This is a genomic window from Longimicrobium sp., from assembly GCA_036387335.1.
In the GTDB taxonomy this organism is placed as follows: Bacteria; Gemmatimonadota; Gemmatimonadetes; order Longimicrobiales; family Longimicrobiaceae; genus Longimicrobium.
The window spans coordinates 1-12,453 of record DASVTZ010000015.1; the positions used below are offsets into that span (position 1 = coordinate 1).

Below are 12,453 nucleotides of genomic sequence, written 5' to 3' on the forward strand. Positions count from 1 at the left end.
AGCATCCAGCGTCGTCATTTCATCCTGCTCCAACGGACTCTGCGCCATCACGCCACCCCTGCCTCGACTGGAAGCCAGGAGGCGCGAAGAGATCTCCGCGCCCCCTCCCCGCGTCTCCGCGCCTCCGCGTGAGACCAAAACGATCCCCGCGGCCGCACCAATGCCCGCTTACTGCGCCGCGCTCGCCGGGTCCCTGCGCGTGGGCTGCTGGCACACCGGCCAGGTGCGCGGCCGCCCCTGCTGGTCCACCGGGAGCTGGTCCAGCCGTGCGCGCGGCAGCTTCTCCGGCTCCTCCGAGGCCAGGTACACCAGCATCGCCACCATCGTCGCGTTCCGCCGCACCTCGTCGAAGGCGATCTTGTCGTACGTGTCGCGGTTGGTGTGCCAAGTGTAGGTGCCGTAGTCCCACGACAGCGACCCCAGCCCGAACCCCGGTGCCCCCGCGCAGATGAACGACGCGTTGTCGCTGCCGCCGCCGCTGGGGAGCCCCGGCGCGTCGATGCGCACCGAGTCCACCAGCAGCCCCGGCATGCGCCCGAACCAGCGGCGGAAGTACGGCTCCACCCCCGTCAGCCCCTGCATCGACACCTGCGCGATGCGCCCGGTGCCGTTGTCCTGGTTGAAGAGCGCCTGCAGCCCCTCCACGATGCGCGGGTTGTCCGCCACGAAGCCGCGCGATCCGTTCAGCCCCTGCTCCTCGCCCGTCCAGTGCCCGGAGAGGATGGTGCGCCTCGGGTTCGGGTACGCCTGCCGCAGGATGCGCATCGCCTCCATCATCACCACCGTGCCGGTGGCGTTGTCCGTCGCGCCCGAGCCCGCGTCCCACGAGTCGAAGTGGGCCGACATCATCACGTACTCGTTCGGCTTCTGGCGCCCGCGGATCTCCGCCAGGACGTTGGAGGCCGGAACCTCGCCCGTGAACCGCGACGCCGCGTCCAGCCGCAGCGTGGGCGACTGGTTGTTCTGCACCATGCGGAAGACGAGCCCGTAGTCCTCGCAGCTCAGGTCGAGGGTCGGAACGCGCTCGGTGCGGGCCTGGAACACCTTGTCCACGCCCCACCCCTGCGACCAGAGGTTGGTCAGGATTCCCACCGCGCCCGCCTCCTCCAGGCGCCGCGGCAGGTCACGCGCGTTGCTGCCGGTGGCCTGAAGGCGGCGGTTCCACGCGGCCATCGCTTCGGTGCGCTGCGCCCTCATCCGCTCGAAGGTCGCGGCGGGCGCCCACTTCGCCCAGTTCTCGTCCGGACGGCAGGTGGGCTGCGCGGCGGAGATCAGGACGAACTTGCCGCGCACGCTCCCCAGCGCGGCCTTGAATGCGACCGAGTCGGCCGCTTCGGGAAGCATCACCACGCCGGCCGTGACGGGTCCGTTGGTGCCGGGGCTCCACGCCAGCATCGTCCCTTCCAGCGACCGCATGCGCGGCGTCATCAGGTCGACGTGCGTATGGCCGCGCTGCCATCCGCGCCAGGTGCCGTACTGCTCCTCGCGCGCGGTGATCCCCCAGTTGCGGTAGGTGGAGACCGCCCACTGCCGCGCGTTCGCCATCTCGGGCGAGCCGGTGAGCCGCGGCCCCAGCGAGTCGGTGAGCACCTGCGCCAGCCGTTCCACCTGCGAGTTCGACATCCCCTCGCGCCAGATGCGCTGGAGCACGGGGTCGGTGGAGGTCCACTCCTGCGCCGCCGCCGGCGAGCCCGCCAGCAGCGCACCCATCACGAACGCGACCGATCGCTTCATCGTACTCCAAGTGGTGGAAGTCGCACTGCGGGGAAGTGCTAAGTGCTAGGTGCTAAGTGCTGAACGGCAGTGCGTGAGTGCGTTAGTGCGTGAGTGCGTTTTTTCACTCAGCACTTAGCACTCAGCACTTAGCACTTTGATACCAGCGAAATACCGAACGCCCGCCGCATGCGCAAGCCGCTCCTACTTCAGCTTGGGATCCAGATCCACCAGGCGCGCGGTGACCTGCCCGTCCACCAGCTCCGCGAGCGCGACCGTCACGGGATCGCGGAAGCGCAGGGGGCCGGCGCTTCCGGGGTTCACCGCGAGCGTTCCCATCACCTGTCGGATCACCGGCTTGTGCGAGTGGCCGAAGACGACGAGCCCCGCGCCGCTGTACGCCGCGGCGGCCTTCTCAGGAGTCGGCGAGCCGAGCTGCATCCCGTGCAGCACCACGACCGGCACCCCGTCCAGCTCCACGTGCGCCACCTCGGGAATCCGCTTCCGCACGTCGAAGCCGTCCGTGTTCCCCCACACCGCCGTCACGGGCGCGATCGTCTCCAGCTCCGCGAGGATGTCGGCCGAGCCGACGTCGCCCGCGTGCAGGATGTGCTCGACCCCGGCGAACACGTCGAACACCTCGCTCCGCAGCAGCCCGTGCGTGTCGGAGATGATCCCGATCTTCATGGTCGCACCCGCCGTTGATGGATGGACGCGGGGGCACAGGCTTGCCGCCTATGCCCCCCGTTCGCCACTCCCTGTTCCCGCTGCGTCCTCCCCGCTCCGCCAGCGCCGCCCGAGCATGTGCTCCACGCCCAGGTGGTCCAGCACCCGCGCCACGACGAAGTCCACCAGGTCCGCGATCGTCTTCGGCCGGTTGTAGAAGCCCGGCGCCGCGGGGAGGATGGTGGCCCCGGCGCGCGTCAGCCGCGTCATGTTCTCCAGGTGGATGAGCGAGAACGGCGTCTCGCGGGGCACCAGGATGAGCGTCCTGCGCTCCTTCAGCGCCACGTCCGCCGCGCGCTCCACCAGGTTGCGCGAGGTCCCCGCCGCGATGGAGGCGAGCGTCCCCATGGAGCACGGGCAGATCACCATCCCGCGCGAAGGCGCCGAGCCCGACGCCGGCGTGGCGCCTCGGTCGAGCGAGTCGTACAGCTCCACGCGCGACCAGTCGCCGGTAGCGGCGCGCAGGGCGTCGATCCCGTCGATCTCCGTCTCCTCCGCCAGCAGCCGCAGGCCGTAGCCGGAGACGATCAGCCGGACGGCGGTGCCGGAATCGTTGAGGGCGCGCAGCAGGCGCACGGCGTACGGCGCACCCGACGCGCCGGTGATTCCGAAGACGACCGGCGCGTCCCTCACGCGAGCAGCCTTTCCGCGAGCACCATCAGAAAGAACACAACGGAGATGGCGCCGTTCACGTTGAAGAACGCCGCGTCGATCCTGGAGAAATCGTCGGCGCGCACCAGGCTCTGCTCGTACACCAGCATCACCCCGATCACCGCCGCGGCCACGAAGTACAGCGTGCCCAGCCCCGGCACCAGGAACCCGAGCGCCACGAAGAGCGCCGTCGAGAGCACGTGCAACGTCCTGGAGACCGCAAGCGCCCCTCTCGCGCCCAGCGCTGCCGGCACCGAGTGCAGCCCTTCCGCGCGATCGAACTCCATGTCCTGCAGCGAGTAGAGGATGTCGAACCCGGCCACCCAGCAGAGCACCGCCCCGGCCAGCGCCAGCAGCGCCCCCGCCGGCCGGCTCCACTCCCCCGCGATCGCGAGGTACGCCCCCACCGGCGCAATGGCGAGCGCAAAACCCAGCACCAGGTGCGCCCACCGGGTGAAGCGCTTCGTATACGAGTAGAAGAGGATCCACCCCAGCGCGAGCGGCGCCAGCATCAGGCAGAGCGGGTTGAGCAGCGCCGCGCAGAGAAAGAAGATCCCGCTCGCCACCACCACCGCCGCCGCCGCCTCGCCCACGCTCAGCTTTCCCGCCGGGATCTCGCGCATCATCGTGCGCGGGTTCCTGGCGTCGATGGCGCGGTCCACGATCCGATTGAACCCCATCGCCGCGAACCGCGCCGAGGTGAACGCCGTTAGGATCAGGAACACGTCCGTCACCCGCACGGAGTGCTCATAAGACGCCAGCGTCGCCCCCACCAGCGCGAACGGCAGCGCAAAGATGGTGTGCGGCAGCTTCACCAGATTTGAAAGGTCGGCCACCTTTCCGCGCCCGCGGATGTGCTGGCCTTCCATGATACGCTCAGTCGACATCCTGCTCCTCGATCCACGCGACATCGGCGAGATCCTTTGGCCGACCCGTGGCTTTCTTGTTGATCAACAGGTGCTCGCGGCTCAACACCGGCACGCGCATTCCTTCGAACTCTCGATACACACGCTCCGCCCATGCTTCATCGAACGTGACACCGTCGATGGCGGTAAGCACGTCTATGCGGACCGGTACCACACCGATCTGGAAGAACATGTCCGGCTCGGCAAGCTCCTCAGGCGTTACGCGGTCGACCGGAGCGCCGAAGTTCGCCAGCGCCGTCCAGACGCGGCGTGCATTCTCGAGATCCGGACGCACCCACACGTCCATGTCGCCCGTCGCGCGAGGCATGCGATGCGCCGCCATGGCGAACGCGCCGACGATCAGGAACTCAACCCCGGCCGCGGACAACTCGGAAAGCATGTCTCTGTAGTCGGGGCTGAGCATCGCTGTGTCCCATGAAAGCCCATGCGTTCATCGTCAGTTCCCAGACCATCCCGATGCACTCTTCCGCGCTGGGCGCCGCCGCGTGGTCCGGCTCGCGCTCGTGCAGCCGGAGCCGGCGAATCGGATATGCGGAGCGGTCCGGCATGCTGCTCATTGCATTCCCCAGAACTGCAGCCTCACACAGAGACACAGAGATAGCTACAAGAAAAAGAAGGGAGGTCTCCGATGCCCTCCCTGTTCTTTCCGTACCCCTCTGTGGCTCTGTGTGAGGGCAGCTGTTTCAGTCGATCGGCTCGATGCCGAGCCGCGCCCAGATGCCATCGACGTGCGCCTTCACGTCAGGAGACATCTCGATCATCTCGGGCCAGCGGCGGGTGAAGCCTTCTTCGGGCCACTTGCGCGTGCCGTCGATCCCCATCTTACTGCCGAACGATGGATTCTGCGCCGCGTGATCCAGGTCGTCCACCGGGCCCTTGGTGAACTTCACGTCGCGCTCCGGGTCGATGTTGCCGAGCGCGTACCACCACGCCTCCTGCGTGTTCCGCACGTCGATCCCTTCGTCCACCACGACGATGACCTTGGCCAGCGACATCAGCCCCATCCCCCAGAGCCCGTTCATCACCTTGTAGGCGTGCCCCGGGTACTCCTTGCGAATGGAGACGAAGACGAGGTTGTGGAACACGCCCTCGGGAGGCATGTGGTAGTCCACGATCTCAGGCATCGTCAAGCGCGCGAGCGGGAGGAAGATCCGCTCCGTGGCGCCGCCCAGATACACGTCCTCCACGGGCGGGCGCCCCACCAGCGTGGCGGGGTAGATGGGCTCCTCCCGCAGCGTGACGGTGGTCACGTGGAATGTGGGGTACGGGTCCTCCAGCGTGTAGAACCCGGTGTGGTCGCCGAACGGCCCCTCGATGCGGAGCTCCTCGTCGGTGTCCACGTACCCCTCCAGCACGATCTCCGCCTCGGCGGGGATGGTGAGGTCGGCGGTGATGGCCTTGCAGGTGCGCACGGGGTCGCGCCTCAGGAAGCCGCCGAACAGGTACTCGTCGATCCCCGGCGGCAGGGGCGCGCTGGGCGTGTACATCGTCGCCGGGTCCCCGCCGATGGCGACCACCACCGGCATGCGCCCGCCGCGCTGCTTCTTCCACGCGCGGTAATGCGCGGCGCCGCCCTTGTGCCGCTGCCAGTGCATCCCCGTCGACGTCGGCCCGAACACCTGCATCCGGTACATCCCGATGTTCTGGATCCCCGTTTCGGGATCGGACGTCACCACCATGGGGAGCGTGATGAAGGGCCCGCCGTCGTGCGGCCAGGTCTTCAGCACGGGAAAGCGGGTCAGGTCGAACTCGCCCTCGCGGAGGATCACCTGCTGGCAGGGGGGCGCGCCCTTGTACGGCCGCGGCGGCACCTTGGTGAGCTCCGCGAGCTTGGGGAGCATCGCCATCTTCCCCCACAGCCCCTTGGGGATCTCCGGCTTCACCAGCTCGGCGATGCGGCGCGCGTGCACCTCCACATCATCGACCCCCAGCGCCGCGGCCATCCGCCGCCACGACCCGAAGATGTTGATGGCGACGGGGATGGGACTCTCCGTGCCGTCCATCAGCACCGGCCGCTCGAAGAGGAGCGCCGGCCCGCCGCCCGGAAGCTTCATCGTCCGATCCGTGATCTCCGCCATCTCCAGATCCACGGAGACAGGCTGCCGAATGCGCACGAGCTGCCCCGTACGATCCAGGAAGCGGAGAAAATCCCTTAAATTCTGATACACCATTCTATACCCGCGCCCCTGTATCCGTTCGCCACAAACGCAAAGGCGAGGTCGAACGCCTCGCCCGCAACCGCAGTTCTCCCCCTCTCCCGAGAACGAGAGGGGCACCCTCTCCTGTTATCGGGAGAGGGGGCCGGGGGGTGAGGGCCTGTTACCCGCGCACACTCACCTGGTGCGCGATCATCGTCACCAGGCCGTACGACAGGTACGCCACCGCACCCACCAGCAGGAGCCTGCGCGCCAGCCGCATCTGGTTCACCCCCACGTCGTCGAACTTCCCCTCCGGCTTCCACATCGACCCCAGGCCGCCCGGCCCGCCGCGCGAGTGCCTCGTATGCGCGATGAGCTGCAGGAGCGCGGACGCGACGCAGCACCCCATGAACGAGAGCAGGAGCGTCATCGCGAAGACCTGGAGGGCGCGCGGCATCAGCGCTTCGTCCCCCAGTGCAGCGCCGCGATCCCGCCGGAGAGCGTCGTCCAGCCGATGTCCGCGAAGCCGGCGCGCTCCATCCGCGCGGCGAGCTCCGGCGGCTCCGGGAACTGGCGCACCGACTCGGGAAGGTACGTGTACGCCGAGTCGTGCTTCGACACCAGCCGCCCCACCGCCGGCAGCACGCGCAGGAAGTAGAAGAGGTACAGCCCGCGAAACGGCTGCCACCCGGGCGTGGTGAACTCCAGGATCACGAAGCGCGCCCCCGGCTTCAGCACCCGCGCCGTCTCGCGCAGCCCCACGTCCAGATCGGCCAGGTTGCGCACCCCGAACCCGACGGTCGCGCCGTCGAACGACTCGTCCGCGAAGGGAAGGAGCATCGCGTCCGCGCAGGCGGGCTCCACGGGGATGGACGCCAGCTTGTCCGTGCCGTGCTCCAGCATGGCGTAGGTGAAGTCGCTTCCCACCACGCGTCCCGTGAAGCCGGGGCGGCGCGCCAGCTCCACGGAAAGGTCCAGCGTCCCCGCGCAGGAGTCCAGGTAGGTGCCGCCCGGATTGCGCTCCCACCCCAGCCGGTCCACCGCGCGGCGCCGCCACACCTTGTCGATGTTGAGCGACAGGAGGTGGTTGAGCAGGTCGTAACGCGGCGCGATGGACGAGAACATCCGCCGGACGTGCGCGGCCTTTTCCTCGCTGGCCGGGAGCGCCGAAGGGCGGACGGGGGTCTGCGGCATACCGTAAATGGGCTCGCGGGTGTAGAATAGACGCGGAAAGGTACCCCCCGCCCCGGTCGCCAGCAAGGCCGCGCGCCGCGCCTGAAACTTCCCGCCGGAGGATGCCGTACCCCTCGCAAGGAGGTACGGTTTTCACCCCGTTTCCTACGTTGACCGCAACCGCGCTTACGGACCACGAGCTCGTCGCCCTCGCCCAGAAAGGGAGTGAGAAGGCATACCGCGAGCTGCTCGGGCGCTACCAGCGCCCGGTGTTTTCCCTCGTCTACCGCATGCTCCGCGACCGCGAGCAGGCGGAAGACCTGGCGCAGGAGACGTTTGTCCGCGTCTTCAACAACATCGGCCGCTACGACCCGAAGTACAAATTCTCTTCGTGGATCTTCAAGATCGCCACGAACCTGACCATCGACCACATCCGCAAGAAGGAAGTGGCCACGGTCTCGATAGATGGATCGCGCTACGCGGTGACCGCGGACGAGATCGAAGCCTCCACCATCACGGTGGCGAGCGACGACGAGAATCCCGAGGAGCTGCTGGAGGCCAAGGAGCTGGGCGAGTCGATCGAGGGCGCGATCGGCGCCCTTCGCCCGGAGTACCGCACGGCCATCCTGCTGCGCCACGTGGAAGGCCGCGAGTACCAGGAAATCGCGGACATCATGAGCCTCCCGCTCGGCACGGTGAAGACGTTCATCCACCGCGCGCGCCATGAGCTCCGTGGGAAGCTCGAGCACTTGAGAGTGTGAACGGAAGTGCGTGAGTGCGTGAGTGCGTAAGTGCGCTCGAAAACAACGCACTAACGCACTAACGCACTAACGCACTAACGCACTAACGCACCAGGCAGTTGAAACTCAGCTCCACCTGCTCCCGTACGCCCCAACATGAACGCAAGCCGCTGCTGACGAGGACACCGTGACGCAAGACACCGCACACCTTGAACACTGGACGCTGGACGAGCTCGCGGAGGGCACGCTCTCGCAGATGGAGCGCGCCCGCGCCGAGTCGCACCTGGCCCAGTGCGCGCTGTGCACGGCCGAGCTGGAATCGTCGAGGGCCGTGATCTCGGCGCTCGCCGCGCTCCCGCGCTTCGCCCCGTCCGCAACGTTCGCAGACGCGGTGATGGCCCGCGTGCTCCTACCGGCCGAAGCGCCGGAGGCGAGCACGGCGAAGGCGCGCCGCCGCTGGCTCCCCGCCACCCGCCGCGGGTGGATGCTGGTGCTGGCGGCGGGGCTCGCCCCGCTGGCGCCCATCGTCCCCTTCCTGGCCTGGGTGTTCTCGCACCCCGGCGTGAACGCGGGGTCGCTGTGGGCCATCGGGCGCGGGTGGGTGGCGGAGACGGTGTGGGGCGCCACCGTGCGCGGGGCCGAGTGGACGCTGCGCAGCGACGCGGCGCAGTGGGTGGTGGAGCAGGGCGGGCAGATGCCGGGCGGGTACGCGGGGCTGCTGGCGGTCGTTCTGATGGCGCTCCTTGCGATTCCCGTCTCCGGATGGGCGATGGTTCGACTCCTTCGGACCCCGACAGGGGAACTGACTCATGCACACTGATCGGATGAACCGCGGGTTCGCGGCCGTCGCATTCGCCGCGCTCGCGGCGCTGCTGGGCACGGCGCACACCCTGCCCGCGCAGGACACGCTGGAGGCCGGCGCCCACCCCGCCGCCGAGATCCGCCGCGGAGGCGACCGCATCGTCGTCGGCCGCGACGTGGAGATCGGGCCGGACGAGGTGGTGGAAGGCAAGGTGGTGGTGACCGGCGGCGACCTCGCCGTGCGGGGCCGCGTGCAGGGCAACGTCACCGTCGTGGGCGGCGACCTGCGCATCGTGCAGGGCGCGGCCGTGGGCGGCAGCGTGCAGGTGAGCGGCGGCGACCTGGAGAACTTCGGCACCGTGAACGGCGACGCCCGCGTGCTCGGCGGGCGCCTGGTGAACCACCACGGCCGCGTGCTCGGCGAGATGCGGGTGGAGGGCGGCGAGGAGCGCGTGGCCGGCCGCCGCACCGCCGGCGACGGGCGCCTGCGCATGAGCAACCGCGGCTTCCTGGGCCAGTTCAGCGACGGGCTCTCCGGGCTCCTCTCCACCATCGCGCTGGGACTGCTCCTGGCCGGCGTGGGCGCGGCGGCGGTCTTCTACGCACACCCGAGGCTGGACCGGGTGAGCGACTCGGTACGGGCGGACACGTTGCGGGCCGGCGCGCTGGGAGTGGCCACCGGCTTCCTGATCTTCCCGGCGTACGTCGTCGGCATCGTGGTCCTGGTGCTCACACTGATCGGCATCCCCCTCCTGCTGGTCTTCGTGCCGCTCTTCCCCATCGTGGTGATGGCGGCCGGGGCAGGCGGGCTGGTGGCGGTGGCGCACGCCCTGGGCGAGCGCACGGCGGAGCGGCGCGGCAACTGGGACGCGCAGTACCGCAACTCCTACGCGTACGTCTTCACCGGCCTGGCGGTGATGCTGGCCCCGCTCATCGCGGCGAACCTGCTGAAGATGACCGTCTTCCTGGGCTTCGCGGGCGGGCTGCTGGAGTTCCTGGCGAAGATGGGGCTCGCGTTCGCCGCGGCGGTCGGGTTCGGCGCGCTGCTCCTGACGCGCGCCGGCGCGGGCGGGACGTGGCAGTGGCGCCGCACGCGCGACTACGACCCGATCTTCGACGGCGGGCCGGCGGGCGGGAGCGGCACCGGTGTTTGAGCGGATCGCGGGTCCGCGCGCGCGCCGCGTTGCCGGCGCCGCGGCTCTCCTCGCCGCCATCGCGCTCCCGGTCTGGGCGCAGCAGACGTGGCGGACGATGACCTCCGCGCGGCAGGTGGCCGGTGAGCGGCGGCTGGCGGTGAACGTGGAGTACGGGGCCGGGCGCCTGAGCGTGCAGCCGGAGCGCGGCAACCTGCTCTACCGCATGGAGATGCGCTACGACGAGAGGGCGGTTTCCCCCGTCACCTCGTACGACCGCCGCACGGGCCGGCTCCGCCTGGGCGTGGAAGGCCGCAAGGGCCGCAACAACCGCGACGACCGCCGCGGTGAGGGCCGCGCCGACATCGCGCTGACCCCCGCCGTGCCCATGGCGCTGAAGCTCGCCTTCGGCGCCGGCGAGGCGGACGTGAAGCTGGGTGGGCTCGCGCTGGAGGATCTGGACATCTCCACCGGCGCCAGCGAGACGCGCGTCAGCTTCGACCGCCCCAACCGCACCGCCGCCCGCGCCGTCAAGCTGGAGGCGGGCGCCGCGAGCCTGGTGGTGACCGGCCTGGCCAACGCCCGCACCCAGCGCATCGACTTCGAGGGCGGCGTCGGCGAGACGACGCTGGATTTTGGCGGCGCCTGGACACGCGACGCGCGGACGACGGTCAAGATGGGGATCGGGTCCGTGACGCTGCGCCTTCCGCGCACGGTGGGCGTGCGGATCCAAAAGGACTCGTTCCTGGCCTCCTTCGACAGCAACGGGATGGTGAAGCGGGGCAACGCGTGGTACTCGCGCGGCTACGAGCGCGCCGCCCGCAAGCTGGACATCCACATCGAAGCCGCCCTCGGCTCCATCGAGGTGGACTGGATCGACTGAGCCCCACCCCCAGCGTCGCTCCGCGACGCATCCCCCTCCCCCACAACTGCCTGGGGGAGGGGGAGAAGGGCCCCCTCCCCCGCTCGTTCCTCGCGGCCCCTCCCCCAAACTGCGGGGGAGGGGCGTTTGGTGTGCATCCGTGCGCGGCTTCGACGACTGCGTCACGCACGGACCTCGTAGGGGCGGACCTGCGCGTCCGCCCGCCCTCCGCGTGCCTCGACGCCTGCATCGCGCACAGATCCCCGTAGGGGCCGCCCCACGTGGCTGCCCGTGCCCCGCTTATCCGCCGCGGCCCGCTACAGGAGCGGCGCCTCACGAGACGGCTTCAGCCGTCTTCGCGTAGTTCCAGCCGGGGGATTCATCCCCCGGCGCCTCATCCCGGCCCCCGGCGCCCCGCCCCCGGCGCCTCGCCCCCCGCGATCGTCACGCCTCCACGAGCGCGGCGACGCGGGCGGCAACCTTGCGGAGGGCCAAGCCGGCGGGGGAATCGGGCTCGGAGACGACGACGGGGACCCCGGAGTCGCCGCCCTGGCGCACGCGCATCTCCAGCGGGACGTCGCCCAGGAACTCGACGCCGGTCTGGCCGGCGAGGCGCGTACCGCCGGCGCGGCCAAAGATCTCGTAGCGCTCGCCGCAGCAGGGGCAGATGAAGCCGCTCATGTTCTCCACCACGCCGAGCACGCGCGTGTTGGTCTTCTCGAACATCTTGATGCCGCGCAGCACGTCGCCGGTGGAGACGTCCTGTGGAGTGGTGACCATCACGACGCCATCCAGGCGGAGCGTCTGCACGAGGGAGAGCTGCGCGTCGCCGGTGCCGGGGGGCATGTCGACGATCATCACGTCCAGCTCGCCCCACTCCACCTGCTCGATGAACTGCTTCAGGATACCGGCGATCATGGGGCCGCGCATGATGGCGGCCTGATCCGGCTGAAGGAGGAAGCCGAGCGACATCAGGCGGACGCCGTGCGCCTCCAGCGGGAGGAGCTTCTTGTCGTCGGTGACGTGCGGCTGGCGCGTCTCGCCGAACATGATGGGGACGTTGGGGCCGTACACGTCCGCATCCAGAACGCCCACGCGCCTGCCGTCGGCGGCGAGGGCGGCGGCCAGGTTCACCGCGACGGTGCTCTTCCCCACCCCGCCCTTCCCCGAAGAGACGGCGATGATGCGCTTGACCCGCGGAAGGAGCCCCGAGTTCGGCGTCGGCGCGGGGACGGTTCCGGCGCGCGCGGCGCCTTTCTTCATCGGCGCCCCCGTGGCGGGGAGCGAGATGTCGATCTTGACGCGCTCCACCCCCTCCACGCGCTCGGCGGCGGAGCGGGCCTGGCGCACCAGCGTCCCCGGATCGTCGGCCTGCAGGGCGAAGCGGAAGCGGACCAGCCCGTCCTCGCCCACGTCCAGCTCGCGGACGCGGCCGGAGGAGACGACGTCCTCGCCAGTGGTGGGGTGGATCACCCGCGTGAGGGCCGCCGCGACGCGCCGGAGGACCTGGTCACGCTGTTCGTTGGTCATAGAACTGAAAAAGTGCGTGAGTGCGTGAGTGCGGAAGTGCGTGAGTGACGAAGCGCACTC

The 12,453-nt window shown here is 69.7% G+C and carries 13 protein-coding genes; 4 read left to right on the forward strand and 9 right to left on the reverse strand.

Annotation, left to right across the window (positions count from 1 at the left end):
* Positions 1-168 precede the first annotated feature (168 nt).
* The 8 genes from VF647_01370 to VF647_01405 form a co-directional block, all read right to left on the reverse strand.
* Positions 169-1,734, reverse strand: coding sequence for a M28 family peptidase (locus VF647_01370; GenBank protein ID HEX8450710.1), 1,566 nt, complete (start codon positions 1,732-1,734; stop codon positions 169-171).
* 183 nt (positions 1,735-1,917) lie between these two features.
* Entirely contained in the window at positions 1,918-2,400 is a 483-nt protein-coding gene (locus tag VF647_01375) for a metallophosphoesterase family protein (GenBank protein HEX8450711.1), read from the reverse strand.
* A gap of 48 nt (positions 2,401-2,448) precedes the next feature.
* A complete protein-coding gene (locus VF647_01380; protein HEX8450712.1) occupies positions 2,449-3,072 on the reverse strand; it encodes a flavin prenyltransferase UbiX in 624 nt (207 codons plus the stop codon).
* Positions 3,069-3,977 carry a UbiA-like polyprenyltransferase gene (locus VF647_01385; protein ID HEX8450713.1) on the reverse strand — a complete coding sequence of 303 codons (909 nt, stop codon included), beginning with the start codon at positions 3,975-3,977 and terminating at the stop codon, positions 3,069-3,071. Before VF647_01385 ends, VF647_01380 begins: the two co-directional genes overlap by 4 nt.
* Positions 3,967-4,419: a nucleotidyltransferase gene (locus tag VF647_01390; protein ID HEX8450714.1), complete on the reverse strand. Its 453-nt coding sequence runs from the start codon at positions 4,417-4,419 to the stop codon at positions 3,967-3,969. Before VF647_01390 ends, VF647_01385 begins: the two co-directional genes overlap by 11 nt.
* A gap of 280 nt (positions 4,420-4,699) precedes the next feature.
* Positions 4,700-6,187 carry a menaquinone biosynthesis decarboxylase gene (locus VF647_01395; protein ID HEX8450715.1) on the reverse strand — a complete coding sequence of 496 codons (1,488 nt, stop codon included), beginning with the start codon at positions 6,185-6,187 and terminating at the stop codon, positions 4,700-4,702.
* Between the two features lie 148 nt (positions 6,188-6,335).
* A complete protein-coding gene (locus VF647_01400; protein HEX8450716.1) occupies positions 6,336-6,611 on the reverse strand; it encodes a hypothetical protein in 276 nt (91 codons plus the stop codon).
* On the reverse strand, positions 6,611-7,348 hold the full coding sequence (locus tag VF647_01405) for a class I SAM-dependent methyltransferase (protein ID HEX8450717.1): 738 nt from the start codon (positions 7,346-7,348) through the stop codon (positions 6,611-6,613). The genes VF647_01400 and VF647_01405 overlap by 1 nt, the downstream gene beginning before the upstream one ends.
* Before the next feature lie 149 nt (positions 7,349-7,497).
* Here VF647_01405 and VF647_01410 point away from each other — a divergent pair, with 149 nt between their 5' ends.
* The 4 genes from VF647_01410 to VF647_01425 all read left to right on the forward strand — a co-directional run bounded on the left by VF647_01410 (position 7,498) and on the right by VF647_01425 (position 10,884).
* Positions 7,498-8,088 carry a sigma-70 family RNA polymerase sigma factor gene (locus tag VF647_01410; protein HEX8450718.1) on the forward strand — a complete coding sequence of 197 codons (591 nt, stop codon included), beginning with the start codon at positions 7,498-7,500 and terminating at the stop codon, positions 8,086-8,088.
* Between the two features lie 166 nt (positions 8,089-8,254).
* Complete coding sequence (locus tag VF647_01415) at positions 8,255-8,887, forward strand: hypothetical protein (GenBank protein ID HEX8450719.1); 633 nt, start codon at positions 8,255-8,257, stop codon at positions 8,885-8,887.
* Complete coding sequence (locus VF647_01420) at positions 8,877-10,022, forward strand: polymer-forming cytoskeletal protein (protein HEX8450720.1); 1,146 nt, start codon at positions 8,877-8,879, stop codon at positions 10,020-10,022. The genes VF647_01415 and VF647_01420 overlap by 11 nt, the downstream gene beginning before the upstream one ends.
* Positions 10,015-10,884: a LiaF domain-containing protein gene (locus tag VF647_01425; GenBank protein ID HEX8450721.1), complete on the forward strand. Its 870-nt coding sequence runs from the start codon at positions 10,015-10,017 to the stop codon at positions 10,882-10,884. Before VF647_01420 ends, VF647_01425 begins: the two co-directional genes overlap by 8 nt.
* 423 nt (positions 10,885-11,307) lie before the next feature.
* Here the strand turns inward: VF647_01425 and VF647_01430 are convergent, their stop codons facing one another.
* Positions 11,308-12,393, reverse strand: coding sequence for an Mrp/NBP35 family ATP-binding protein (locus VF647_01430; GenBank protein ID HEX8450722.1), 1,086 nt, complete (start codon positions 12,391-12,393; stop codon positions 11,308-11,310).
* Positions 12,394-12,453 lie beyond the last annotated feature (60 nt).